Below are 24,813 nucleotides of genomic sequence, written 5' to 3'. Positions count from 1 at the left end.
GCAGAGCCTGCCTACTGTGGATTCCACGTAGTTCGTGGCGCACAACCAGCGACGATTCAATTTGTTTCGGCAATGTATCCGCTCCCACCCATAGTCTGTTTCCGTGTAGCATCACGCCCTTTTTCACGTTCCCCCATCGCGCCCCGCCCGTGCAGGCGCGCGCATTACCAGAGAACCTTATGTCTGACGATACCAAATCGCCCTCCCGTCGGAGCCTGATCAAGAGCCTCGTGTTCATGCCGATGGGTGTCGGCGTGGCCGGCGCGCTGAACGGCTGCAGCAAGGCCGGGGCCAGCGCCGCCGGCGCGCCCGAAGGCAAGCCCGATGCCTACACGCCGACCTTCTTCAACGCGGCCGAGTGGGCCTTCCTCGGCGCCGCCGTCGACCGCCTGATCCCGCACGACGAACACGGCCCCGGCGCCATCGAGTCCGGCGTGCTCGAATTCCTCGACCGCCACATGCAGACCCCGTACGCGAACGGCGGCATCTGGTACATGCAGGGCCCCTTCCTGGAAGCGCCGTCCGAATTCGGCTACCAGGGCAAGCTGCCGCTGTGCGACATCCTGCGCGTCGGCATCAAGAGCATGGACGCGCATTGCGCCAGCAGCTTCTCCGGCAAGAAGTTCGCCGACCTCACGCCGGTCAAGCAGGACGCGCTGCTGAAAGACATGGAAGCCGGCAAGATCAAGCTGGCCGACATTTCGTCGAAGCTGTTCTTCAGCAGCCTGCTGAACGAAACCCGGAATGGCTATTTCGCCGACCCGAAACACGGCGGCAACAAGAACATGGGTGCCTGGAAGATGATCGGCTACCCCGGCATGCGCGCCGATTACCTCGACTGGGTCGAGGTGCGCGACAAGCCGTACCCGATCGGACCGGTGGACCTGGCAGGACGCAGAGGATAAGGAACAGAACATGGCAATCGCAAAAAACAAAGTGGACGCCGTCATCGTCGGCATGGGCTGGACCGGCGCCATCATGGCCAAGGAACTCACCGACGCCGGCCTGAACGTGGTCGTGCTCGAGCGCGGCCCGGACCGCGACACCCAGACCGACTTCGCCTATCCGCGCGTGGTCGACGAACTGGAAGGTTCGATCCACCGCAAGTACCTCCAATCGCTGGCGCAGGAAACCGTCACCATCCGCCACGGCGTGAGCGACACCGCGGTGCCGTACCGCCAGATGGGCTCGTTCAAGCCGGGCACCGGCGTCGGCGGCGCCGGCAGCCACTGGTCGGGCGCGCACTTCCGCGCACTGCCGGAAGACTTCACCGTGCGTTCCAACCTCGAGCAGCGCTTCGGCAAGAACTTCATCCCGGCCAACATGACCGTGCAGGATTTCCCGGTCACCTATGAAGAGCTGGAACCGCATTTCGACCATTTCGAGTACGTATGCGGCACCTCGGGCAAGGCCGGCGTCGTCAACGGCCAGAAGGTCGCCGGCGGCAACCCGTTCGAAGGTTCGCGCAAGCGCGACTACCCGCTCGGTCCGAACCCGAACTACCTCGGCGCCGAACTGTTCTACAAAGCCGCGCGCGAAATGGGCTACAACCCGTTCCCGATCCCGGCCTCGAACGCCTCGGCCCCGTACATCAACCCGTACGGCTGCCAGATGGGCCCGTGCAATGCCTGCGGCTTCTGCTCGGACTACGGCTGCCTGAACTACTCCAAGGCGAGCCCGAACATCTCGATCCTGCCGGTGCTGCGCGGCCGCAAGAACTTCGAGCTGCGTACCCATGCCCAGGTCTTGAAGGTCAACCTCACCGCCGACAAGAAGCAGGCCACCGGCGTGACCTACCTCGACGCACAGGGCCGCGAAACCGAACAGCCGGCGGACCTGGTGCTGCTGTGCGCGTTCTCGCTGTTCAACGTCCACATGATGCTGGTCTCGGGCATCGGTACTCCGTACGACCCGGTCAGCAAGACCGGTAACGTCGGCAACAACTACTCGTACCAGAACCTGAACCGCGTCTCGCTGTTCTTCGACGAGACCGTGCAGGCCAACGGCTTCATCGGCATCGGCGGCGCCGGCACCACTTTTGACGACCTCAACGGCAACCGCAACGATTCGTCCAAGACCGGCTACATCGGCGGCGGCATCATCTGGGCGCGCCAGCCGGGCGCCGGTCCCGTGCGCGGCATCGCCACCGCGCCGGGCGTGCCGAACTGGGGCAGCGCGTGGAAGAAGGGCGTCAAGGAAGCCTTCCGCCATTCGTTCTACTACGAAGTGCAGGGTTCGTGCATGTCCTACGACGATGCCTACCTGAGCCTGGACCCGACCTACCGCGACGCCTTTGGCCGTCCGCTCTTGCGCATGACCTTCGACTGGCACGACAACGAGATCAAGGCCTCGCAATACCTGGTCGAAAAGGCCACCGACATGTGCAAGGTGCTGGGACCGAAGGCGATGAAGGGCGACGCCAAGAAGGATGGCTCGCACTACAACATCACCCAGTACCAGTCGACCCACACCTGCGGCGGCGCGATCATGGGCGCGAACCCGAAGACCTCGGCCCTGAACAAGTACCTGCAATCGTGGGACGTGTCGAACGTGTTCGCACCGGGCGCCAACGCCTTCCCGCAAAACAACGGCTACAACCCGACCGGCATGGTCGGCGCGCTGACCTACTGGTGCGCCAAGGCCGTACGCGAGCTGTACCTGAAGAACCCGGGCCCGCTGGTGCAGGCATAAGAAGAGAACAAGGATGACCATGAGTTCCAAGAAAAAAATCCTGATCGGCGCCGTCGGCGCGGCCGTGCTGGTGTTTGCCGGCGCGCTCGGCTATGCCTTGATGCCGACCGAGACGCGCGACATCGGGCCGAGCCCGGTGCTCGCCGCCAACTCCGCGGAAGAACAGCAGATGATCCAGGCCGGGCGCTACATCGCCGTCGCCTCGGACTGTATCGCCTGCCACACGACGCCGGGCGGCAAGGAGTTCGCCGGCGGGCGCGGCATCGAGTCGCCGATCGGCACGATGTACAGCTCGAACATCACGCCGGACAAGAAGACCGGCATCGGCAGCTACAGCCTGAACGACTTCGACCGCGCGCTGCGCCACGGCATCCTGCCGAGCGGCGCCACCCTGTACCCGTCGATGCCGTACCCGTCGTACGCCAAGATGACCGACCAGGACGTGCGTTCCCTGTACGTCTACTTCATGAAGGGCGTGGCGCCGGTCGACGCCGCCAACCGCGGCACCGACATCGCCTGGCCGCTGTCGATCCGCTGGCCGCTGTCGATCTGGCGCAAGCAGTTCGCACCAGCCGTCGCGCCGGTCGACATGGGTAAATATGCCAGCGCCGAGATGGCGCGCGGCGCCTACCTGGTGCAGAGCCTGGGCCACTGCGGCAGCTGCCATACGCCCCGTTCGGCCACGATGAGCGAACTGGCGCTGGACGAATCCGGCCCGGCCTACCTGTCGGGCGGCACGCTGATCGACGGCTGGCTGGCGGTCAACCTGCGCGGCGACAAGGCCGACGGCATGGGCAACTGGAGCCAGAAGGACATCGTCGACACGCTGAAAGGCGCGCGCAACGCCCACAGCGCGGTGGTCGGCAGCCCGATGGCCGACGTGGTCTCGCACAGCACCCAGCACATGACGGACGCGGACCTGAACGCGATGGCGGTCTACCTGAAATCGCTGCCGGCCTCCGGCGGCGACAAGGCGACCTTCGTTGCCAACGACCAGACCGCGAAAGAGCTGTACGCGGGCGTGCAGAAGGGCCGCGGCGCCGAGCTGTACCTGGACAATTGCGCGGCCTGCCATCGCACCGACGGCAAGTCGAACGCGATCGTCTTCCCTGCGCTGCCGGGCAACCCGACCGTGCTGGCGCAAGACCCGACCTCGCTGATCCGCGTGATCCTGGCCGGCAGCAAGCTGCCGTCGACCAAAACGGCGCCATCGGACCTCGGCATGCCGGCCTTTGCCTGGCGCCTGTCGGACGGGGAAACCGCGCAACTGGCGACGTTTGTGCGCCAGAGCTGGGGCAACAACGCCCCGGCCGCCACCGAAGCCCAGGTGGCGACGGTGCGCAAGTCGGTCGACCACGAAGTGGCCAAGGCCGGCCACGCGGTCGCGCTCGAGACGAAGTAAGCATCAGACGGGGATAATGCCGGCTCTGCCGGCGTCCCAGCGAAAAAGCCGCCCGGGCCAACCGCCCCGGCGGCTTTTTATTTCAAGAACAATGCACAGACCGGCAGGGTGGGCGGCGCATACGCTTGTGACCTGCAAACTGAAGAGGTATAGCCGCCCTCCCTACGGGTCTCGGGCACCCGGTGCCATTGCATGTTCAATATCGAACTCCTCCCGAATCCGACCAAATCACAACAGTTCCTTAAAACTGTATAAACACTTCCCGCCAAACCGGTTGACGCTCCCCCGGGTGCACAGCGAAGATGCGATACGGAAACATTTCCACACATTCTCACAGCCACTGCCCATGCCTGCCCACTTCCTCCGCCGCGCGTCCATCCGGACCAAGCTCATGCTCAGCATGGCCGCCTGCCTGCTGCTGTTCCTCCTGATCTCTTCCACCCTCAGCGTCGCGCTGACCGGCCAGGGCTTGCGCGAGCGTGCCGTCGAGGGGGAACTGCCGGCCGTCGTCAGCGCCATCCGCAACGACATCCTGCGCCAGGTCAGCGGGCCGGTCACCGCTTCGCTCGGCGTGGCCCACAACAGTTACCTGCATGCCTGGGAGCGCGAGGGCCTGGCCGAGGGCGGCCTGGAAGCCTGGCGCGCCTACGCCGCGAACGTCAAGGCGCTGAACAAGGCGGTGACCGTGTTCTGGGCCTCGCCCGCCCAGCTGAAGTTCATGGACCAGACCGGCCTTTCCTACGTGATGGAAAAGGGCAATCCGCGCGACGCCTGGATGGATGCCTTCCTCGCCGGCGGCAAGCCGTACGAACTCAACCTCGACCCCGATCCGAAGACCGGCGAAATGAAGCTGTTCATCAATGCCCGCGTCGATGCCGGCGCGGGCAAGCTGGCGGTGGCCGGCCTGGGCTTGTCGGTCAAGGCGATGGCCGATGCGGTACGCGCCCACAAGGTGGGCAAGTCGGGCCACGTCTTCCTGGTGCGCCCGAACGGCGCCATCGTCCTGCACCGCGACCCGGCACTGGCCGACGGCGAGCACAACATCAAGGACTTGCCTGGCTTCGGCGCCGCCCTGGCAGGCAGGCTGTTCACCAAGAGCGGCTTCGTCCACGCCAGCCACGACTCGCCGCTGGGCAACCTGATCGTCGCCTCTTCGTACATGCCGGAGCTGGACATGTACGTGGTGGCCGAAGTGCCGGAAGCCGAAGTGCTGGGCGACCTGGCGCGTTCGGCGACCATCGCCGCGCTGGTGGCCGGCGTGGTCGGCGGCGGCATCGGCATGTTCGTCATCTTCCTGGTCAGCCGCGCGATCGCGGCGCCGGTGGCGCGCGCCGCCGCCATGCTGGGCGAAATCGCCGACGGCAAGGGCGACCTGACGCGGCGCATGCCGGTCGAATCGGGCGACGAGGTCGGGCTGCTGGCCGACGCCTTCAACCGCTTCGTCTCGTCGCTGAACCACACGATGAGCGAAGTGCGGCGCAGCAGCCATGCGATCGCCGGCGCATCGAGCGAAATCGCCGCCGGCAACATGAACCTGTCGCAGCGCACCGAAGCGCAAGCGTCCAGCCTGGAAGAGACGGCCGCCGCCATGGAAGAGCTGACCTCGACCGTGCGCCAGAACGCCGACAACGCGCGCCAGGCCAACGCCCTGGTGCTCTCGGCCAGCGAGCAGGCGCAACAGGGCGGCGACGTGGTGGGCGAAGTCGTCACCACGATGGGTTCGATCACCGCCAGCTCGCGCAGGATTGCCGACATCATCGGCACCATCGACGGCATCGCCTTCCAGACGAACATCCTGGCGCTGAACGCGGCCGTGGAAGCGGCGCGCGCCGGCGAGCAGGGCCGCGGCTTTGCGGTGGTCGCCAGCGAGGTGCGCAACCTGGCGCAGCGCTCGGCCGCCGCCGCGAAGGAAATCAAGGAACTGATCAACGACTCGGTCGGCAAGGTGGAGGCGGGCGCGCGCCTGGTCGACACTGCCGGCGCGACCATGACCGGCATCGTGCAGGCGGTTGGCCGGGTGGCCAGCCTGATGCGCGAGATCGACGCCGCCAGCACCGAGCAAAGCCAGGGCATCGGCCAGGTCAACCAGGCGATCGCGACGATGGACGACGCCACCCAGCAGAATGCGGCCCTGGTCGAGGAAGCGGCGGCGGCCGCCAGCGCGCTGGAAGAGCAGACGGCGACGCTGGCGCGGGTAGTGGCGGTGTTCAAGCTGGAAGACGAGGCACCGCAAGCGGCGCAGCGCCATTTGCTGGCGGCGCCCGCGACCGCCTGAACCATGCAACCGGACTGGCCTGGCGCGTCCGGCAGTTGTAAGATCGGGCATTCTTCTTCCATTGCGGAGCGCGCATGTCACGAACGATTCCCCTTGCCCTCCTGCTGTCCCTCGCCTGCGCCGCGGCGCATGCCCGGGACAGGGAGGCGCGCATCGTCAGCGACCGGCCCGACCTGGTCGAAACGAGCGAGGTCGTCGGCAAGGGCAGGGTGCAGCTCGAGACCGGGGTGCTGGTCGAACGCGAACGCGGTGGCGGCGAACACGAACGCACCTATTCGATGCCGGCCCTGCTGCGCGTAGGGCTGGGCGAGTCGCTCGAAATGCGCATCGAGACCGAGGGGCGCACCATTCACCACAGCCGCGATACGGACAGCGGCGAACGCAGTACCGTCGCCGGCTATGCCGATACCGCGCTCGGGTTGAGCTGGCACGCCCTCGACGGCGACGGCATGCGCCCCTCGCTGGGCGTGCTGGTCGACGCCGAGCTGCCGACCGGCTCGCGGCGCCTGCGCGGCGAGGGCGCGCGGCCATCGCTGCGGGTGGTCGGCGAATGGGAGCTGCCGGGCGACCTGGAACTTGGCCTGATGCCGGGCGTGGCGGTCGAGCGCCAGCGCGACACCGGCCGCTACACCTACGGCATCTTCGGCGCGGTGCTGGAAAAGGCCTTCAGCGAGCGCCTGCACGGCTTCGCCGAAATCGCGCTGCCGCAGATCGCGCGCAGCCGCCATGGCGGCACCCAGGCCCGCTTCGACGTCGGCGCGGCCTGGTTCGTGTCGAACGACTGCCAGATCGACACCATGTTTTCGCGCGGCCTGAACGACCGCACGCCGTATGCCAGTTTTACGGTGGGGCTGTCGATCCGGCGCTGACGGTCTGCGTCATACATACAGGTTATGCGACACGCCAGCAATTTCATTGGTTGGCCCGATTTGGCGCGCGTAACCTCTTAAAAAGATGGCAACGCCGTAGTGCTTGGAGAGGCGCTCGGGGACCGCCACTGGCGCATCCGCACGGGTGCGTTCAACCTCGCAAAAAACACACAACATGAAAAAACTTTTGCTTGCCGCGGCAGCCTGCATGCTCGTCGCGTCCTTGGCGCACGCCGACGCCCAGACCGTGTCACCCAAGCGCGAACTGCGCGGCGTCTGGATCAGCACCCACCTGAGCCTGGACTGGCCGAACCGCACCCAGACCCCGGTCCAGCAACGCGCCGCGCTGACCGCCATCCTCGACCACAACGTCGCCACCGGCATGAACGCCGCCTTCCTGCAGGTGCGCAGCCAGTCCGACGCCCTGTACCCGAGCGACCTGGAACCCTGGTCCTACTATCTCACCAACAACCAGGGCAGCGCCCCGGCGCCAAGCTGGGACCCGCTGCAGTTCGCCATCGACGAGTCGAGGAAGCGCGGCCTCGAATTCCACGCCTGGATCAATCCCTACCGCGCGGTGGCCAATACCGCCACCGAGAACACGCCCGGCCAGTACGCGGCGACCCACGTCTCGCGTACCCATCCCGAATGGATGCTGACCGTCGGTACCGTCAAGATCCTGAACCCCGGCCTGGCCGCGGTGCGCGAGCACGTCACCACGGTGATCATGGACATCGTCAACCGCTACGACGTCGACGGCATCCACTTCGACGATTATTTCTATCCCGCCGGGACCATCAACGACGACGACGCCTATGCGCTCGACCCGCGCGGCTTTCCGGCGACGACCGCCGGCCGCGCCGACTGGCGCCGCGACAACATCAACCTCTTGATCGCCGGCGTCAACGCGCGCATCCGCGCCGTCAAACCCTGGGTCAAGTTCGGCGTGTCGCCCTCGGGCATCTACCGCAGTTCGACCGACCCGGCGGTCGGCTCGCCCACCTCCGCCGGCGCCAACCAGCATTTCGTGACCAATTTCGCCGACACCCGCACCTGGCTGCGCGAGGGCTGGGTCGACTACCTGGCGCCGCAGGTCTACTGGTACATCGGACAGACCGGTTCCGACTACAAGCTGCTGGTGCCGTGGTGGAACGAGAACAGCTTCGGGCGCCACATGTACATTGGCCTGGCCGACTACAAGATGAATACCGCCGGCTGGCTCGATCCGAAGCAGATCGCCAACCAGATCGCGCTGAACCGCGCGCAAACCCACATCGCCGGCCAGATCCACTTCCGCCACGCTTTTCTCGCCGCCGATCCGCTCGGCTACCGCACCGACCTGCGCCAGAACGTCTACAACCGGCCGGCGCTGATCCCGCCCATGCCATGGAAGAGCGAGGTGCGGCCGCTGGCACCGGCGAACCTGGCCGCCAGCGCGGGCGAGAACGCCGTCGTGCTGGCCTGGGCCCCGGCTGCGGACACGCGCGACGAGCTGGAAAAGGTGCGCCAGTTCGCGGTGTATCGTTCACCCGAGCGCAACATCGACATCGAAGCCGCGCAGAACCTGCTGGGCGTGACCCACGGCGCCGTCAACGCCTTCGCCGACACGGGGGCCGGACCCGGTCAGTATTACTACTACACGGTCACCGCGCTGAACCGCCTGAGCCAGGAAAGCGCGCCCGCGAACGTGGTCAGCAACGACTTCGAAGCGCCGGTCGTGCGCACCCGCGACGTGTCGCTGACGCTGGCCGGCGGCACGGCGACCCTGCAACCGGCCGCCATCGACGGCGGCAGCAGCGACAACTGGGGCATCGAATCGCTCGGCGCCTCGCAGACCACCTTCAGCTGCGCCGACATCGGCGCGCGCCGGGTCGTCCTCACCGCCGTCGACAAGGCCGGGCTGAGCGCTTCCGCCGAAGCCACGGTGAATGTGCTCGGACGCGTGCCGCAGCCGTCGATCGCAATTAGCCGGCTGGATGCGACGCCGACCGGCGCCGGCGCGAATACGGTCGTGCTGGGCTATGGGGCGCAGAGCCTGACCCTGACGGCGGCCGATGCCGGTTCCGGGACCAGCCATGCATGGACGCCGGCGGCCGGCCTTGTGGCCAACGGCGCCGCCGCGACCTTCACGCCGACGGCGGCCGGCACCTATACCTTCACGGTGCAGGCGACGAGCGAGAACGGCTGTCCGGCCGTGGCGAGCGTCACGGTACCGGTGATCGACGCGCGCTGCGGCGACGGCAAGGTAGCGGTGTGCCACAAGCCGGGCAAGGGCAAGGACTGGAACGTGTGCGTCGCGCCGAACGCGGTGCAGGCGTTCATCAACCGGGGCGAGAAACTGGGACGCTGTGATTGACCGCGTAGGGTGGGCGCCCCGTGCCCACGCGTGAAGCCGGCACCGTGTTGGCAGGGCCTCTTATAAAACGAAGCCAACACATTGCGACGTTTACGCGTGGGCACAGGGGCGCCCACCCTACGCGGCCGCAGGATTCTCGTCCGGCAGCAGCCACCTGTCCGCGAACACCTCCGCCGGCTCGGGCCGGCCGAAGTGATAGCCCTGCGCCTGGTCGCAGCCGAGCGCGCGCAGCGCTTGCGACTGGGCTTGTTCCTCGACCCCTTCGGCGATCACTTCGAGTCCCAGGTTGCGCGCCATGCCGATGATGGTGGTGACGATGGTATGGTCGTGGTGGTCGCGCAGCATGTCGCGTACAAAACTCATGTCGATCTTGAGCTTGTCGGCCGGCAGGCGCTTGAGGTAGGCCAGCGACGAGTAGCCGGTGCCGAAGTCGTCGATGGCGATGGCAAAGCCGTCCGCGCGCAGCGTCGCCATGGTGCGGATCGCGCCTTCGACGTCGGCCATCAGGCCGCTCTCGGTCAGTTCCAGGCCGAGGCCGGAGGGCGGCACCCCGGCTTCGGCCGTCATCGTGCGAATATGGGCGACGCTGTCGGGGTCGTCGAGCTGCTGGGCCGACAGGTTGATCCAGAGCCGGCCCGGAAAGCGCAGGCCGGCATCGAACCAGGCGCGCAGCTGGCGGCAGGCTTCGCCCAGCACCCATTTGCCCAGCGCCCCGATCATGCGCCGGTTTTCGGCGATCGGGATGAAGGTGGCCGGACTGACCCAGCCGCGGCGCGGGTCGCGCCAGCGCAGCAGGGCTTCGGCGCCGATCGGCGCGCCGCTGGCCAGGTTCACCTGCGGCTGGTAGTGCAGTTCGAGCGCGCCCTCGGCCAGCGCCTGGCCCAGGTCCTTGGCCAGCTCCATGCTTTCCAGCAGGCCCACGCTCATCTCGGGCTGGTAGAACATGTAGCCGCCGCCCGCGGCCTTGGCGCGGTACATGGCGATGTCGGCGCGCTTGAGCAGGTCTTCGATGTCGGCGCCGTCGCGTGGGAAGGTAGCGATGCCGATCGAGAGGCCGACCGAGAAGGTCTGGCCATGGGTCGCGACCGGGTCGGCCAGGGCGGCGCCGAGGCGCTCGCCGATGATGGCGGCGGTATGCGCGTCGGCGCGTTCGGCCACCACCACGAATTCGTCGCCGGCCAGGCGCGCCAGCACTTCCTCTTCGCGCAGCGCGGCCTGGAAACGGCGCGCCACCCGCACCAGCACCTGGTCGCCGACGCCGTGGCCCTGGGTGTCGTTGATTTCCTTGAAGCGGTTCAGGTCCATGAACAGCACCGCCAGCGGCTGCTGGCTGATGCGCGCCCGTTCGAGCGCCGCGCCCAGGCGTTCGGTGAACAGGGTACGGTTGGCCAGCCCGGTGAGCGTATCGTACAGCGCCAGGTTGCGGATCTTTTCGTCGCTGGCCTTGCGCTGGGTGATGTCGGTATTGATGACCAGGAAGGACTTGGGCAGCTCTTCCTCGTCGCGCACCAGGGTCCAGTAGCCTTCGACCATCAGCAGGCTGCCATCCTTGCGCCGCTGCGCCACCTCGCCGCTCCATTCGCCTTCGCACAGCGTGGTCTGCACCACCGCGCACGAGGCGGCCGGGCCGTCGCGGTAGAGCCAGTGGTCGATCTGCTTGCCCAGCACTTCTTCCGAGGTCCAGCCGTACAGCCGCTGCGCGCCCTTGTTCCAGAACTGCACGCGGCCGTCGATGCCGCGCACGATGATCGCGTCACGCGCCTTGTCCAGCAGCGAGGCCTGGTCGCGGTAGCGCGCGGCATGGCTCCGGGCTTCTTCGCGCAGGCGCTGTTCCTCGGTCACGTCTTCGGCCATCACCAGCAGGCGCCGTTCGCCCTCGGCCAGCTCGATGCCGGCCATCGCCATGCGCAGGCGCTTTTCGCCGAGCGCCACGCCGATGCCGTGGCGGGTGCCGCCCGCGGCCAGCACCGCGGCGGCTTCCTCGCGCAGCCCGGCCTGCAGCGCAATCGCGCCCATGTCGAGGCCGCGCGCCGCGTCTTCGTCGGCCAGTTTCAGGATGTCGCAAAAGGCGCGGTTCATGCTCACCACCGCCAGCATGTCGCTCAGGATCATCAGGCCGGTCGGCAGGCTGGCGATGATCGCTTCGGCATAGCGCTTGAGGTCGAGCATGGCGCGGCGGTCGGTGATGTCGGTCAGCGCGCCGGCCACGCGGATGGCGCGACCGGACGCGTTGCGCTGGGCGTAGCTGAGCGCACGAAACCAGCGGTATTCGCCGCTCTTGTGGCGCATGCGGTAGGTGACGTCGTAGGGTGTCTGGCCGGTGCGGTCGCGGATGTGGGCGGTGAACGCGGCCACGGCGCCGGCCATGTCGTCGGGATGGAGCAGGTTGATCCAGCTGGCCAGCCCGTTGGGCAGGTCGGTTTCGTCGCGGTAGCCGACCAGGCGCCGCACCTGGTCCGACCAGATGAATTCGTTGGCGGGATCGGTGAGTTTGCGTTCGCCCAGTTCGACATCCCACAGGCCGTCGCTGGTGGCTTCGCGCAGCAGGTCGAAGCGTGCCTGCAGGCGCGCGTGGTCGCTCGTCAGCGCCGCCCAGCGTGCGTGCGCAGCCAGGCTGCGGCGGCGCAGGTGGGTGAACCGTGCGCCCGTCCTGCCGTCGGATCGGTTTTTTTTGATCAGCGTCGAACGCACCGGCGTCACCTTTCTGGAGAGGGCTCAGCCTCGCAGTATGGGTTGCTGGTGGTACATTGTCTCGGGACAAAAGCTGAACGGGCAGGAACTCTGATCGGGATCAGTGGGGGAGCGATGTGTTTGCGCAACGGGAATGCGTCACGCGCGGGCTCGCGCCCACGCGTGACGCGAGAACACACCTCAACCGGTGTTGCGCAACCCGGCCGCCACCCCGTTGATCGACAAATGAATCCCGCGGTGCACGCGCGGGTCCATCTCGCCGCCTTCGCCGGCTTTGCGCGACATTGCGCGGTGGCGGTGGATCAGTTCGACCTGCAGGTGGTTCAGCGGGTCGAGGTAGGCGAAGCGGTTCTGGATCGAACGCGCCAGCAGCGGATTCGCGGCCAGCCGTTCGCCGGTGCCCGTTACGGCTTCGAGCTGGCGCAGCGTTTCGCCGTGCTCGGCGGCGATGCGCTTGAAGATGCGCTCGCGCAGCGCCTTGTCCGGCACCAGGCCGGCGTAGCGCGAGGCGATGGCAAGGTCGGTCTTGGCCAGCACCATGTCCATGTTCGACAGCAGGGTGGCGAAGAAGGGCCATTCCTGGAACATCGCCTGCAGCATGGCCAGGCGCGCGCCGTCGGCATCGTCCTGCAGCCAGCCGGCGACGCCCGAACCGAAGCCGTACCAGCCCGGCAGCAGCAGGCGGCACTGGCCCCAGGAAAAGCCCCAGGGGATGGCGCGCAAGTCTTCGATGCGGCGCGTCGATTTACGCGAGGCCGGGCGCGAACCGAGGTTCAGTTCCGCGATCTCGGCGATCGGGGTGGCGGCAAAAAAGTAGTCGGTGAAGCCCGGCGTCTCGTAGACCAGGTCGCGGTAAGCCGTATAGGCGCGCTGCGACAGTTCCGCCATCACGCCTTCGAACTGGGCCAGGCGCTGGGCCTTCGCCCCTTCCGCCGCGTGCGGCATCAGGCTCGCTTCCAGCGTGGCGGCGACCAGCAGTTCCAGGTTGCGGCGGCCGATCTCGGGATTGGAGAATTTCGAGGCGATGATCTCGCCCTGTTCGGTCAGGCGGATCTGGCCGTTCACCGTGCCCGGCGGCTGCGCCAGGATCGCCTGGTAGCTGGGGCCACCGCCGCGCCCGACCGTACCGCCGCGGCCGTGGAACAGGCGCAGCTTGACGCCGGCGCGCTCGAACACGTCGACCAGTTTCAGTTCGGCCTGGTACAGCTCCCAGTTCGAGGTGAGGAAGCCGCCATCCTTGTTCGAATCGGAGTAGCCGAGCATGACTTCCTGCAGCCGGCCCGCATTGTGGACGATGCGCGTCACCGGCGGCAGGGCCATGAAGGCTTCCATGATGGCGCCGGCGCTTTGCAGGTCGGGGATGGTCTCGAACAGCGGGATCACCATCACGTCCGACACGCCCGCGGACGGGCGCAGCAGGCCCGCTTCCTTCAACAGCAGCAGCACTTCGAGCAGGTCGGACACGGCCTCGGTGTGCGAGATGATGTAGTTGCGGATCGCGCGCGCCCCGTAGCGCTGGCGGATCTCGCGCGCGGCGCGCACGATGGCCAGTTCCGACTGGGTCTCGTCGCTATAGGTCTCGAACGGCGAATACAGCAGGCGCGGCTGGGCGATCTCGGCCAGCAGCAGTGTGACCTTGTCGTCTTCCGACAGCGCCGCGTAGTCGGCTTCGACCTTCGCTTTTTCGAACAGCTCGGCCAGCACGCGCTCGTGCACGTCCGAGGTCTGGCGCATGTCGAGCGAGGCGAGGTGAAAACCGAAGATGTGGGCGGCGCGCATCAAGCCGGCCAGGCGCGGCACGATCAGCATGGCGCCGTGGTTCAGGCGCAGCGAGTCGGCCAGCACGTCGAGGTCGGCCGCGAATTCGGCGGCGTCGGCGTAGGGCTCGGCATGGCCGACTTCCTTGCGCAGGATGTTGGTGGCGCCCAGTTCGCGCGCGCTGGCGGCCAGGCGCGCATACATGCCGATCAGGGCGCGCCGGTAGGGTTCGTCGGCGCGGTGGTCGGACTGGTCGGTCGAGCGGTCGGCCAGCGCCTGCATGGCGGGCGTGACTTCGACCATCAGGGTCGAGGTCGACAGCTCGGCGCCGAGCGCGTGCACTTCGTCCAGGTAAAAATCGAGGATGGTGGTGGCGTGGCGCATCGTCGCGTGGCGCATGGTGTCGGCGTTCACGTTGGGATTGCCGTCGCGGTCGCCGCCGATCCAGCTGCCCATCTGCACGTAGGCGGCGTCGCCCAGCTGCGGCGGGTTGCCGTGGTACTGCACGCCGATCTCGTCTTCGATGTCGTCGTACAGCGCCGGCAGCTCGCGCAGGAAGGTGATGCGGTAGTAGGAGAGGGCGTTCTCGATTTCGTCGGCCACCGTCAGCTTGGTGTAGCGCAGCATGCGCGTCTGCCACAGGGTGGCGATGCGCGCGTGCAGCAACTGCAGGTTGCGCACTTGCTCCTTCGGCGTCAGTTGCCCGTCGCGTTCGGCCAGCAGGCGCGCGATGTCGTGCTCGGCGTCGAGGATCGACTTGCGCTGCACTTCGGTCGGGTGGGCCGTCAGCACCGGGGCGATCAGGGCGTTGCGCAGGAAAGTCTCGACCGTTTTCTGATCCACGCCGGCGCCACGCAGTTTACCGAGCGCGTGGCCGACGCTGCCTTCGCGCGGGCGCGAACCCTGCAACAGGTGCGCACGGCGGCGGCGGTTGTGGTGCTGGTCTTCGGCAATGTTCGCCAGGTGCGAAAAATACGAAAAGGCGCGCACCACCGAGATGGTCTGGTTGCGCGTGAGCTTGTGTAGCAGCGTGGTCAGCTCTTCGCCGGCTTGCGGATCGGCGTCGCGCCGAAAGCGCACGGCGGTCTGGCGGATCGTTTCGACGACGTCGAAGACGGCATCGCCTTCCTGGTCGCGCAGCACGTCGCCGAGCAGGCGGCCGAGCAGGCGGATGTCTTCTTTCAGCGGGGCGTCCTTGTCGGCGACGGCGCTCTGGCTGTCGTTCATTTCCGGTGCAACAGGTTTATCCATATCGGCCACTCATCTCAATTGTCAAATAAACAACAGTCATGGTCGCAGACCATGTTTAAGGGGAAGCCGCATGCTAAAATTTGTGATCTTATGCAAGAAGCCTGATTGAAGCTGTTACTGGCATCGGCTCGGTAAGCAACGACAGTGAAAGAAACCGTTTTGAAAGCAACGACATGACGCAGCAGGAGCCTGGAAAACGCTTGCCAACACAACTGGTGATCGCCTCGCGCGAGAGCCGCCTGGCCATGTGGCAAGCCGAACACGTGTGCGACCGTCTCGCCGCATTATATCCAGATTGTCAAATCAGCATTCTCGGCATGACGACGCGCGGCGACCAGATCCTCGACCGGACCCTGTCCAAGGTCGGCGGCAAGGGTTTGTTCGTGAAGGAACTCGAAGTGGCGATGGCGGAAGGGCGCGCCGACCTGGCCGTGCACTCGCTGAAAGATGTGCCGATGGACTTGCCCGAAGGGTTCGCCCTGGCCGCCGTGCTCGAGCGCGAAGACCCGCGCGACGCCTTTGTCTCGAACGATTACGCCAGCCTGGCCGACCTGCCGCCGGGGGCCGTCGTCGGCACCAGCAGCCTGCGCCGCCAGGCCTTGATTGCCGCGCGCTACCCGCAGCTGGTCATCAAGCCGCTGCGCGGCAACCTCGACACACGCCTCGGCAAACTCGATCGCGGCGAGTACGCGGCGATCATCCTGGCGGCCGCCGGCTTGATCCGCCTGGGCTTGCCGCAGCGTATCCGCAGCGTGCTCGATCCGGAACTGAGCCTGCCGGCGGCGGGGCAGGGCGCGATGGCGATCGAAGTCGCCAGCGTAGAGCGTTCGGACGGCGTCGACCTGCGCGCGGTGATGGCGCCGCTGAACCACACAGACACCTTCCACGCGGTGCTGGCCGAGCGCAAGGTGTCGAAATTCTTCGGCGGCAGCTGCCAGATCCCGCTGGCGGCGCATGCCACCGTCGACGGCGAGCGCATGCACCTGCGCGCGATGGTCGCCACGCCGGACGGCACGCGCAGCGCCTTTGCCGAGCTGAGCGGACCGGCGGACCAGCCGGAACTGCTGGGCGAGCAGGTGTCAAACCTGCTGGAAAAACAGGATGCCCAGGCGATTCTGGCCGCGTGCCTGCAAGATGCCGCGGCCGATGCCTGACGCCCTGCGTTCACGCTGATGTCCGGTTCGGTCGTCATCACCCGCCCGCGCGCGCAGTGCGACAGCCTGGCGCAGGCCGTGGCCGCGGCCGGGCGCACGCCGGTGCTGTTGCCGCTGCTGGAGATCGCGCCGCTGGCGGACCAGTCGGCCTTGGCGGCGGCGCTGGCCGGCCTCGAACGCTATGCGCTGGTTGCGTTCGTCTCGCCGAACGCCATCGACGCCGCCTTTGCGCACGTTGCCGCCTGGCCACGCCAGGTGGCGCTGGCGGTGCTGGGCGAGGGCAGCCGCGCGGCGCTGGCGCGCCATGGACTCACCACGGAAAACGCCACCATCCTCGGACCGCTCGACCCGACCCGCAGCGATTCAGAGAATTTGCTGGCCTCGCTCGACCTGGCCGCGTTGGCCGGCAAGCAGGTGCTGATCGTGCGCGGCGAGTCCGGACGCGAGCTGATGGCCGACGGTTTCCGTGCCGCCGGCGCCTTTGTCACCGTGGTGCCGGCCTACCGCCGCAGCGTGCCGCCCCTGACGCCGGCGCTGGCAGACACGCTGCGCGACTTGCTGGCAACGCCGAACGACTGGATCATTACCAGCTCGGAAGCGCTGCGCGGGCTGTTCGACCTGCTGGGCGAGCTCGGCCAGCCGTTTGTGACACAAATGCAACAGCAGCACGTCATCGTGCCGCACGCCCGCATCGCCGCCACCGCGCAGGCGCTGGGGCTGGCGCACGTGACGCTTACCGGCTCGGGCGACGAGCGTTTGCTTGCCGCGATACAATCTAAAAAATGAACGAATTGCCGAACCAATCAGAGTTGCCACCGGAGCAGCCGTCCGCCGCCCACCCTGCGTCGCAGCCGCAGGCTCCCGAATCGTATCGTCCGCGCGCGTCCGAGCGCAGGGCGGGCCCGGACCTGGGTGAGCGGCTGACGCGGCCGCTGCCGCTGGCCGTGATCGCGCTGGCCGTGCTGCTGGCGGCACAGACCTGGTCGAGCCACAGCCGCATCAATACGCTGCGCCAGGAAATGGCGCGCAGCCTGCAAAAGGGCAACCAGACTGCCGCGGAAACCGCATCGCTGGCGCGCGACATCGCCGAACAGTCGAAAGCGCTGCAATTGAAAGTCGGCGTGCTGGAAAGCCGCCAGCTCGAGAACCAGAGCCAGCAGCTGGCTCTGGAGCAGCTGTACGCCGACCTGTCGAAGAGCCGCGACGAGTGGGCGCTGTCGGAAGTGGAGCAGGTGCTGTCCACCGCCAGCCAGCAATTGCAGCTGGCCGGCAACGTGCAGGGCGCGCTGCTGGCGCTGCAGAATGCCGACCGTTCGCTGGCGCGTTCCGACAAGCCGCAATTCATCATCGTCCGGCGCGCGATCGCCGCCGACCTCGAAAAACTGAAGGCGACCCCGGCCGTCGACCTGGCCGGCGTGGCCCTGCGCCTGGACAGCGTCATCGCCCAGGTCGACACGCTGCCGCTGCTGTCGGACGAGAAGCCGCTGCTGCCGGCGGCGCCAGTGCGCGCGCAACGCGGCCAGCCGGTCCCGGCCGGCGCCCCTGGAGCGTCCGAGGCCGCGATGGGCATCGGCGCGCGCCTGCTCTCGACCTGGCGCAGCTGGAGCGAGGAGATGTGGAACGACGTGCGCCAGCTGATCCGGGTACGCAGCGTCACCACGCCGGAAGCGCTGATGCTCTCGCCCGACCAGAATTATTTTGTGCGCGAAAACCTCAAACTGCGCCTGCTGAACGCCCGCCTGGCGCTGCTCTCGCGCGACGAGACCACCTTCGCCAGCGACCTGGCCGCGTCCCGGCAAACGCTGGACAAGTATTTCGATACGCGCGCCCGCACCACGCAGCAGGCGCAGGCGGCGCTGCGCCAGGTACAGGCGAACAATCTCGCGATCGAGATGCCGACCCTGGCCGACAGCCTGAACGCCGTACGCAACTACAAGAAGCCTTGATTTAATACTTATGCGTCTACTTCTCTGGTTAGTCGCCCTGATGGCCACGGCCATCGGCATCGCGGTGACGGCGCGCTTCAATCCGGGCAACGTGGTGTTTTTCTATCCGCCGCACCGGATCGACCTGTCCCTGAACCTGTTCGTGGTGCTGCTCGCGGCCCTGTTCCTGACGCTGTACGGCGTGGCGCGCGCGATCGTCTCGACGCTGCGCATGCCGACCCGCGTGGCCGCCTACCGCCAGCGCAAGCGCGAGCGCGAAGGCAACAAGGGCTTGCGCGATGCCTTGAAAGCCCTGCTCGAAGGGCGCTTCGGCCATGCCGAAAAGGCGGCCATGCGCGCCGCCGAACTGCCCGAGAACGCCGGCCTGGCGGCCCTGATCGGCGCGCGCGCCGCGCACCGCATGCGCGAACCGGCCCGGCGCGAAGCCTGGCTGGCCGGCGTCGCCCACGACAACGCCCTGAAGACCGCGCGCCTGATGACGGTCATCGAATTGCTGGTGGACGACCACCAGCCCGAAGCCGCCCTCGAAGCGGTGGCCGAGCTGAACGCCAGCGGCCAGCGCCACATCCACGCGTTGCAATGGTCGATGAAGGCCAACCAGCAGGCGCGCAACTGGCCGGAAGTGCTGCGCCTGGTGCGCATTCTCGACAAGCACAAGGCGCTGCATCCGGCGCTGGCGGCGCGCCTGCGCGAGATGGCCTACGAGGCGCTGCTGTCGGAAGAGGGACGCGATCCGGAAGCGATCCGGCGCGTCTGGGCCGGCGTGCCGCCGGCCGACCGCACCAAGCCCTACATCGCCGCGCGCGCCGCCGCCGCCTTCAACGCCAGCGGCTTGCCGGACGAGGCGCGCGTGATCGCCGAAGAAGCGCTCAAGGCGGGCTGGGACGAGCGCGTCGTGCGCGCCTACCGCGACGCCGCCGGACCGGCCGGCTCGCCCACGCTGCTGGCCCAGATCGAACACTGCGAAGCCTGGCTGCGCGAGCGCCCGAACGACCCGGAACTGGCGCTCACACTCGGCTCCCTGTGCCTGCGCCAGAAACTCTGGGGCAAGGCCCAGCGCTACCTGGAACAGGCGCTGTCGGACGCCACCGCCTCGCCGATGGTGCGCGACATCCACCTCAAGCTGGCGCAGATGCACGAGGCGCTGGGGCAGGAGGCGCCGGCGGCGAATCATTACCGGCAGAGTGCGCTGGCGACGATGCTTTGATTGCTGCGGGCGTGCACCCGACGTAATACCGGCGGGCATGCCCGCCCTACGTTACGCGACGGCCAACCATCATAGTCGGGACCGTGGTGCACGTAGGGCGGGCATGTCCGCCATCGATCGCTCGCACAATCGACATTCCACGCGCATGCGTACGCTTCGACGCAATCCGCACGGCAAGGTGTTGCGCCGCACAAGCCTATGCCTATTAGATATAATGCTCCCCTTTATTGAATTTTCAGCAACCAAGGATTAACCCATGAGCTTGAACAACGTCCCAGCCGGCCGCGATGTGCCGAACGACTTCAACGTCATCATCGAAATTCCGATGAACGCCGATCCGATCAAGTACGAAGTGGACAAGGATACCGGCGCGATCTTCGTCGACCGCTTCATGGGTACCGCGATGCACTATCCGTGCAACTATGGCTATGTGCCGCAAACCCTGTCCGACGACGGCGACCCGTGCGACGTGCTGGTGATCACCCCGTTCCCGCTGTTCCCGGGCGTCGTGGTCCGTTGCCGCGCCATCGGCGTGCTCAAAATGACCGACGAAGCCGGCGGCGATGCCAAGATCCTGGCCGTGCCTGTCGACAAGATCCTGCCGATCTACAGCCACTGGCAAAAGCCCGAAGACCTGCAAGACCTGCGTCTGCAACAGATCCAGCACTTCTTCGAGCACTACAAGGACCTCGAAAAGGGCAAGTGGGTCAAGGTCGACGGCTGGGAAGGCCCGGACGCGGCGAAAGAAGAGATCGTCAACGGCGTCGCTGCCTACAAGGCAAAAGAACAGAAGTAATCGTCCGGCGGACGTGACGAGGCCCGGCACCTGGTTGGTGGCCGGGCCTTTTTTATTGCCGGGCAAATCTTACCAACCAATATCCCTCAAGAGCGGATACGTCAGGTCACGCGGCGGCGTGACGGTATGCGATAGGTCGGAATTGATCGCCGGCTCCATCAGCTGATTCGGTTTCGCATCCGTCGTGTAATGCGATACCGACGAGCCCGGCTGATTCGGGTTCGGCGTGTACATCAGGATGCGCCGTTTGCTGTCGGTGCCGGCCAGGCGGTGCGGGTCGACGCCGAGGCTGGCGATGACGTTGGAGCGGTTGCGCGAGCGGTTTTGCAGGGCCGCGCGCAGCTTGACGCCGGCCGCCTGCGTCACGCGCACCGATGGAATCCTGATGCTCGGATCGTCGCCGCTCATGCCGGCCGGGTCGCCCGGCGCGTTGTCAGCCACCACCATGCCGATCGCGCCGGCCGCCTGCACGTTGCGCGCCTTGTCGACGAAGCCGCAGGTGCCGCGCGAGACCAGGGCGATATTGCCGCGCACGGCCCAGGCGTTGCGCTTGCTCAGCGGCGCGCAGGCGAGACCCGTGCCGTCGGGCTGGTCGATGACCGGCATCAGGTGGCCCTTGACGGGCTTGCGGCCGAGCGGCGGGCCGAACGAGGCATCGCCGACCGGATAATGGCCGGCCGCCTTGCCGGCGGCTTTGCCGAGGATGGTCAGGCGCGAGCGCGGATCGAGCACCGCCGGCACGGCCGCGGTGACGTTCGGACCGTTCCAGGACAGGCCGTTGATGCTGATGGCCGAGGCCACCCGCTGTGCCGGCGTCATGTTGACCCAGGTCTGCTCGCTGCGGTTGTCGACCAGGTAGTGGTCCCAGACCGAGGGAATGTCCTGGATCTCGGCGCCGGTTTCGTCGTCGGTGAAGGTCTGGAAGCCGAGCCCGTGCGCCATTTCGTGCAACAGCGTCGTGACCAGGTCGATCGCCGGGCCGGCATTGTTGTCGAGCCCGAGGTAGAAGCCGGGGCCGGGCAGGCAGTCCGGGAACAGCCCGAGGCGCGAATTGAAGCGCGAGATGATGTGCGGCTCGCCCGGGCTCGACACGTCGACGGTGGCCAGTTTGCTGGCCAGCGCGCTCGGATACCAGGTGGCTGCGCGTGGCGCATTGGGGAAATCGGACCAGATCTCGTTGGCGCCGGCCGAACCCAGCACGGCGCTGTCGGCGGTGCAGGATAGCGGCACGAAGGAGGCGCCGACGCGGATCGGCACGTTGCTGGTGAGCGTGGCGCCCCAGATGTCGGCCGCGTGCTGGAAGGCGATCAGGCGCTGCTGGCCGAGCGTGGTGCCGGGATTGCCGCCGATCGGGGCGACCGGCGTCGGGTCGTTGAAGCCGATGCCGGGCTCGTTCAGGTTGACGATGGTGATGGTGGCCGCGTGTGCGCCGCCGGCGAACGCGGCGCAGGACAGGACGAGGGCGGCGATGCGGGCTGGTTGCAGCTTAATCATGGCGATGTTCCTCGTTGTGCTGGGTAGACGCGGGGGCGCGGACGGCTTTCTCGGCGGCAGCGGCGCCTTCCACGCACTGCTCGACCAGCTTGCCGTCGGCGCCGCGCTTGACAACCGAGTACACGAGGCCGCGTTCGCCGAGGCGCACCTGGCGGCTGCCGCCGGGATGGGTGACCACGGACGGCTGTTGCAGGGTCTGGCCCTGGGCGCGCATGGCGGCCGATGGCGGCGGCGCCAGCGCCCGGCTCTCGGCCGCGGTGGGCGCGCGCAGCTGCCCGGTCTGTGGGTCGCGCACGACGATCATGCCGGACTGGGTGCCCGGGGATTGCGTAGCGGCAGGTTGCTGCGCCGTGCCCGCTTGCTGCTGGGCGAAGGCTGCTGACGACAGGCCTGCGCACAGCAGCGCGCACGGCAGGATGGCGAGGGTTCTCTGGTAGGACATGGTGGGTCTCCGCTCAAGCTTCAGATCGACGGCATGCGGCGCATGGAGCAGGGCGCGCCCAGGCCAGGGGCAGCAACAGGTACAGCGGCGGGTTGAACACCGCCGTCATGATTCGGACCATAACGAGCCCACACTGGTTCACTGCGGTTCAGGGCAGGCTCGGTCCATCATATGAGCTGAACGATGACGAACCTTGATCTAGCTTCAATGTAGGCGGCGGCCGAGCGGGCAGGAATTTCATGTGCGCAGGAATTTTCTTTCACCATGTCGACGCAGATCCGTAGCGTGGACGGGTTTCCCGTCCACGCTACGACGTACGCTGTGGGGAAATTTGCGGGCGGCAGGACGCCGCCCGCGGAGGGCAGGTCAGCGCCGGGCGAGATGGCTGCGCAGGCGCAGCTTGCCGACGATCCCGATCGGGAAGAAGTAAATCGACAGCACGAACAGTACGCCCAGCCACAGCATCCAGCGGTCCGGGTGCAGGGCGGCGGCCAGCAGGGGCACGCCTTCCAGCGCCGACGAGCCGTGCGCCATCAATTCCTTCAGGTAGTTCTGCGCCAGGATGAAGAGCGCGGCGCCGACCACCGCGCCGTACATCGTGCCCATGCCGCCGATGACGACGATCAGCAGGATGTCGGTCATCACCTCGAAGCCGAGCGAAGTCTTGGGCCCGACGTAGCGCAGCCACAGCGCCATCAGCGCGCCGGCCAGGGCCGCCACCAGCGCCGCCAGGCAGTTGGCCCAGATGCGGTAGACCACGGTGCGGTAACCGAGCGCCTCGGCGCGGAATTCGTTCTCGCGGATCGCCTGCAGCACGCGCCCGAACGGCGAGTTGACCAGGCGCAGCAGGAACAGGAACAGCAGCAGGCAGCCGAAGAACACCAGGTAATAGGTGAGCAGCTTGCCGTCGATGGCGCGGCCGAACGCTTCGTTCTCCATCAGCGTGAAGCCGGGCGACAGCAGTTCCGGCACGCTGAAGGTCTTGCCGTCCTCGCCACCCGTAAAATCGGACAGTTGCGAGGCCAGCACCGCGAACGAGGACGCCACCGCGAGCGTGATCATGGCATAGAAAATGGCGCGCACGCGCAGGGCGAACAGGCCGACCACGAAGGCGAGCGCCAGCGCCAGCAGCAGCGCCAGGCCCAGCCCGGTCAATGCCGCCGACCAGGTCGGTTCGTCCACGGAGGCCAGCCCCAGGCCAATGCCGTAGGCGCCGATCCCGTAGAACATCGTGTGCGCGAACGAGACGATGCCGGTGTAACCCAGCAGCAGGTCATAGGACGCCACCAGCACGATGTAGACACAGATCGTGGCCGCCGTGTTGAGCGGGCGCGCGCCGGAGGTCAGGAAGGGTGCGAACGCCAGGCCGAGGAAGACCAGCAGCAGCACGCCGGTGAGGATGCGGCTGCGCGGCAGGTCGCCGGATAGAAGTCGGTTCATCGTTCAGCCTCGCGATTTGGAATAGAGGCCGGCCGGACGCCACATCAGCACCGCGATCATCAGCGCGATGTTCGACACCAGCGCGAATTTCGGCGTCAGGAAGCCGGCGTAATTGGCCACCAGCGCCATCAGGATCGAGCCGATGAAGCAGCCGCCGACCGACCCCAGGCCGCCGATGATGATGACGATGAAGATCATGACGATGGTTTCGCTGCCCATCGCGGCCGACAGGGTTTCCTTGTACAGGCCCCACATCACGCCGCCCAGGCCGGCCAGCGCCGAACCGGCGGCGAACACGGCCACGAACAGGCGCCGGATGCGGTAGCCCAGGCTCTCGACCATGTCGCGGTTTTCCACCCCGGCGCGGATGAGCAGACCGATCTTGGTGCGATTCAGGGTCAGGAACAGGATCGCGAACACGACCAGCCCGACCACGACCGCCAGCAGCCGGTATTTTTCGATCGCCGCGTCGCCCAGGAAGATGGCGCCGCGCAGCGAAGTCGGCAGCGGCAGCGGGATGGTTTCGGCGCCCCAGATCACGTTGATCAGCTGTTCGGCCACGATCATGCCGCCCATCGTGATCAGGATCTGCTTCAAATGCTGGCCATACACCGGCATGATGATGATGCGCTCGAACGCCCAGCCGAGCAGGGCGGTAACAACCATGGCGACCGTTACGGCCAGCCCCAGCACGCCGAGGTTGAGCAGCAGCGAATCGGCTTCCAGCGCCCAGCGCATCGGCAGCAGCACCAGGGTGGCGGTAAAGGCGCCCACCGACACAAAGGCGCCGTGGCCGAAGTTCAGCACGTCCATCAGGCCGAACACCAGGGTCAGGCCGCTCGCCATGATGAAGATCATCATGCCCATGGCAAGGCCGGCGACGGTCAAGGTGACCCAGGTCGGGAAACTGCCGACCAGCGGCAGCATGGCCAGGGCCAGCACGGGCACCAGCAGCAGCGGCGCGATGTCGCGCGGCGCGCTGGGCAGCGGCGTGTCCGCTGCTGAGTCCACAGGCGAGAGGGGGAGGGTTGCACTCATCGT

General features: G+C 67.1%; 17 protein-coding genes. 11 read left to right on the top strand and 6 right to left on the bottom strand.

The genetic code is table 11. The features are described from left to right. Positions 1-179: 179 nt before the first annotated feature. The 6 genes from AC56LG_RS00290 to AC56LG_RS00265 all read left to right on the top strand — a co-directional run bounded on the left by AC56LG_RS00290 (position 180) and on the right by AC56LG_RS00265 (position 9,593). Entirely contained in the window at positions 180-905 is a 726-nt protein-coding gene (locus AC56LG_RS00290) for a gluconate 2-dehydrogenase subunit 3 family protein (protein WP_497164152.1), read from the top strand. 10 nt (positions 906-915) lie between these two features. Further along, a complete protein-coding gene (locus AC56LG_RS00285) occupies positions 916-2,691 on the top strand; it encodes a GMC family oxidoreductase (protein WP_497164151.1) in 1,776 nt (591 codons plus the stop codon). Positions 2,692-2,710: 19 nt separating this feature from the next. Next, positions 2,711-4,093: a c-type cytochrome gene (locus tag AC56LG_RS00280; RefSeq protein WP_497164150.1), complete on the top strand. Its 1,383-nt coding sequence runs from the start codon at positions 2,711-2,713 to the stop codon at positions 4,091-4,093. Positions 4,094-4,484: 391 nt separating this feature from the next. Then, entirely contained in the window at positions 4,485-6,368 is a 1,884-nt protein-coding gene (locus tag AC56LG_RS00275; protein ID WP_497164149.1) for a methyl-accepting chemotaxis protein, read from the top strand. Positions 6,369-6,442: 74 nt separating this feature from the next. Continuing rightward, on the top strand, positions 6,443-7,237 hold the full coding sequence (locus AC56LG_RS00270) for a transporter (RefSeq protein WP_497164148.1): 795 nt from the start codon (positions 6,443-6,445) through the stop codon (positions 7,235-7,237). Positions 7,238-7,412: 175 nt separating this feature from the next. Continuing rightward, positions 7,413-9,593: a glycoside hydrolase family 10-like protein gene (locus AC56LG_RS00265; RefSeq protein WP_497164147.1), complete on the top strand. Its 2,181-nt coding sequence runs from the start codon at positions 7,413-7,415 to the stop codon at positions 9,591-9,593. A 117-nt stretch (positions 9,594-9,710) separates the two neighbouring features. Here the strand turns inward: AC56LG_RS00265 and AC56LG_RS00260 are convergent, their stop codons facing one another. Together AC56LG_RS00260 and ppc are read right to left on the bottom strand one after the other, a co-directional pair. Next, positions 9,711-12,284, bottom strand: coding sequence for a bifunctional diguanylate cyclase/phosphodiesterase (locus AC56LG_RS00260; protein ID WP_497164146.1), 2,574 nt, complete (start codon positions 12,282-12,284; stop codon positions 9,711-9,713). 180 nt (positions 12,285-12,464) lie between these two features. After that, positions 12,465-15,293 (bottom strand): phosphoenolpyruvate carboxylase, encoded by a 2,829-nt coding sequence (ppc, locus tag AC56LG_RS00255; protein ID WP_497164145.1) that lies wholly within the window; start codon positions 15,291-15,293, stop codon positions 12,465-12,467. A gap of 173 nt (positions 15,294-15,466) precedes the next feature. Between ppc and hemC the strand changes: the two genes are divergently transcribed. The 5 genes from hemC (at position 15,467) to ppa (ending at position 20,396) form a co-directional block, all read left to right on the top strand. Further along, on the top strand, positions 15,467-16,447 hold the full coding sequence (hemC, locus tag AC56LG_RS00250; RefSeq protein ID WP_497164144.1) for a hydroxymethylbilane synthase: 981 nt from the start codon (positions 15,467-15,469) through the stop codon (positions 16,445-16,447). Between the two features lie 18 nt (positions 16,448-16,465). Beyond that, positions 16,466-17,233 (top strand): uroporphyrinogen-III synthase, encoded by a 768-nt coding sequence (locus tag AC56LG_RS00245; RefSeq protein WP_497164143.1) that lies wholly within the window; start codon positions 16,466-16,468, stop codon positions 17,231-17,233. After that, complete coding sequence (locus AC56LG_RS00240; RefSeq protein ID WP_497164142.1) at positions 17,230-18,393, top strand: uroporphyrinogen-III C-methyltransferase; 1,164 nt, start codon at positions 17,230-17,232, stop codon at positions 18,391-18,393. Before AC56LG_RS00245 ends, AC56LG_RS00240 begins: the two co-directional genes overlap by 4 nt. Positions 18,394-18,403: 10 nt before the next feature. Continuing rightward, positions 18,404-19,600 (top strand): heme biosynthesis protein HemY, encoded by a 1,197-nt coding sequence (locus AC56LG_RS00235; protein ID WP_497164141.1) that lies wholly within the window; start codon positions 18,404-18,406, stop codon positions 19,598-19,600. 256 nt (positions 19,601-19,856) lie between these two features. Beyond that, on the top strand, positions 19,857-20,396 hold the full coding sequence (gene ppa, locus AC56LG_RS00230) for an inorganic diphosphatase (RefSeq protein WP_192054751.1): 540 nt from the start codon (positions 19,857-19,859) through the stop codon (positions 20,394-20,396). Between the two features lie 69 nt (positions 20,397-20,465). Here ppa and AC56LG_RS00225 read toward each other — a convergent pair whose 3' ends face one another. From AC56LG_RS00225 to AC56LG_RS00210, 4 genes are all read right to left on the bottom strand, one after another. Beyond that, entirely contained in the window at positions 20,466-21,890 is a 1,425-nt protein-coding gene (locus AC56LG_RS00225) for a PA domain-containing protein (RefSeq protein ID WP_497164140.1), read from the bottom strand. After that, on the bottom strand, positions 21,883-22,332 hold the full coding sequence (locus AC56LG_RS00220; protein WP_497164139.1) for a post-PEP-CTERM-1 domain-containing protein: 450 nt from the start codon (positions 22,330-22,332) through the stop codon (positions 21,883-21,885). The genes AC56LG_RS00225 and AC56LG_RS00220 overlap by 8 nt, the downstream gene beginning before the upstream one ends. A gap of 366 nt (positions 22,333-22,698) precedes the next feature. Then, the gene (locus tag AC56LG_RS00215) at positions 22,699-23,772 is read right to left on the bottom strand and encodes a branched-chain amino acid ABC transporter permease (protein ID WP_497164138.1); all 1,074 of its coding nucleotides are present in this window, start codon (positions 23,770-23,772) and stop codon (positions 22,699-22,701) included. 3 nt (positions 23,773-23,775) lie between these two features. Then, the gene (locus AC56LG_RS00210; protein WP_497164137.1) at positions 23,776-24,810 is read right to left on the bottom strand and encodes a branched-chain amino acid ABC transporter permease; all 1,035 of its coding nucleotides are present in this window, start codon (positions 24,808-24,810) and stop codon (positions 23,776-23,778) included. Positions 24,811-24,813 lie beyond the last annotated feature (3 nt).

It is taken from the genome of Telluria sp. ZB2R32 (assembly GCF_059685715.1).
The sequence above is the reverse complement of the archived record's forward strand: the minus strand, read 5'-3'. Positions and strand labels throughout refer to the sequence as shown.

Excerpts from the sequence above, each read along its gene's own strand:
- ppc (WP_497164145.1), bottom strand. The coding sequence starts at position 15,293 with ATGGATAAACCTGTTGCACCGGAAATGAACGACAGCCAGAGCGCCGTC.
- hemC (WP_497164144.1), top strand. The coding sequence starts at position 15,467 with ATGACGCAGCAGGAGCCTGGAAAACGCTTGCCAACACAACTGGTGATC.
- AC56LG_RS00210 (WP_497164137.1), bottom strand. The coding sequence starts at position 24,810 with ATGAGTGCAACCCTCCCCCTCTCGCCTGTGGACTCAGCAGCGGACACG.
- AC56LG_RS00280 (WP_497164150.1), top strand. The coding sequence starts at position 2,711 with ATGAGTTCCAAGAAAAAAATCCTGATCGGCGCCGTCGGCGCGGCCGTG.
- AC56LG_RS00220 (WP_497164139.1), bottom strand. The coding sequence starts at position 22,332 with ATGTCCTACCAGAGAACCCTCGCCATCCTGCCGTGCGCGCTGCTGTGC.
- AC56LG_RS00240 (WP_497164142.1), top strand. The coding sequence starts at position 17,230 with ATGAACGAATTGCCGAACCAATCAGAGTTGCCACCGGAGCAGCCGTCC.
- AC56LG_RS00215 (WP_497164138.1), bottom strand. The coding sequence starts at position 23,772 with ATGAACCGACTTCTATCCGGCGACCTGCCGCGCAGCCGCATCCTCACC.
- AC56LG_RS00285 (WP_497164151.1), top strand. The coding sequence starts at position 916 with ATGGCAATCGCAAAAAACAAAGTGGACGCCGTCATCGTCGGCATGGGC.
- AC56LG_RS00270 (WP_497164148.1), top strand. The coding sequence starts at position 6,443 with ATGTCACGAACGATTCCCCTTGCCCTCCTGCTGTCCCTCGCCTGCGCC.
- AC56LG_RS00265 (WP_497164147.1), top strand. The coding sequence starts at position 7,413 with ATGAAAAAACTTTTGCTTGCCGCGGCAGCCTGCATGCTCGTCGCGTCC.
- AC56LG_RS00290 (WP_497164152.1), top strand. The coding sequence starts at position 180 with ATGTCTGACGATACCAAATCGCCCTCCCGTCGGAGCCTGATCAAGAGC.
- AC56LG_RS00225 (WP_497164140.1), bottom strand. The coding sequence starts at position 21,890 with ATGATTAAGCTGCAACCAGCCCGCATCGCCGCCCTCGTCCTGTCCTGC.
- AC56LG_RS00235 (WP_497164141.1), top strand. The coding sequence starts at position 18,404 with ATGCGTCTACTTCTCTGGTTAGTCGCCCTGATGGCCACGGCCATCGGC.
- ppa (WP_192054751.1), top strand. The coding sequence starts at position 19,857 with ATGAGCTTGAACAACGTCCCAGCCGGCCGCGATGTGCCGAACGACTTC.
- AC56LG_RS00275 (WP_497164149.1), top strand. The coding sequence starts at position 4,485 with ATGCTCAGCATGGCCGCCTGCCTGCTGCTGTTCCTCCTGATCTCTTCC.
- AC56LG_RS00245 (WP_497164143.1), top strand. The coding sequence starts at position 16,466 with ATGTCCGGTTCGGTCGTCATCACCCGCCCGCGCGCGCAGTGCGACAGC.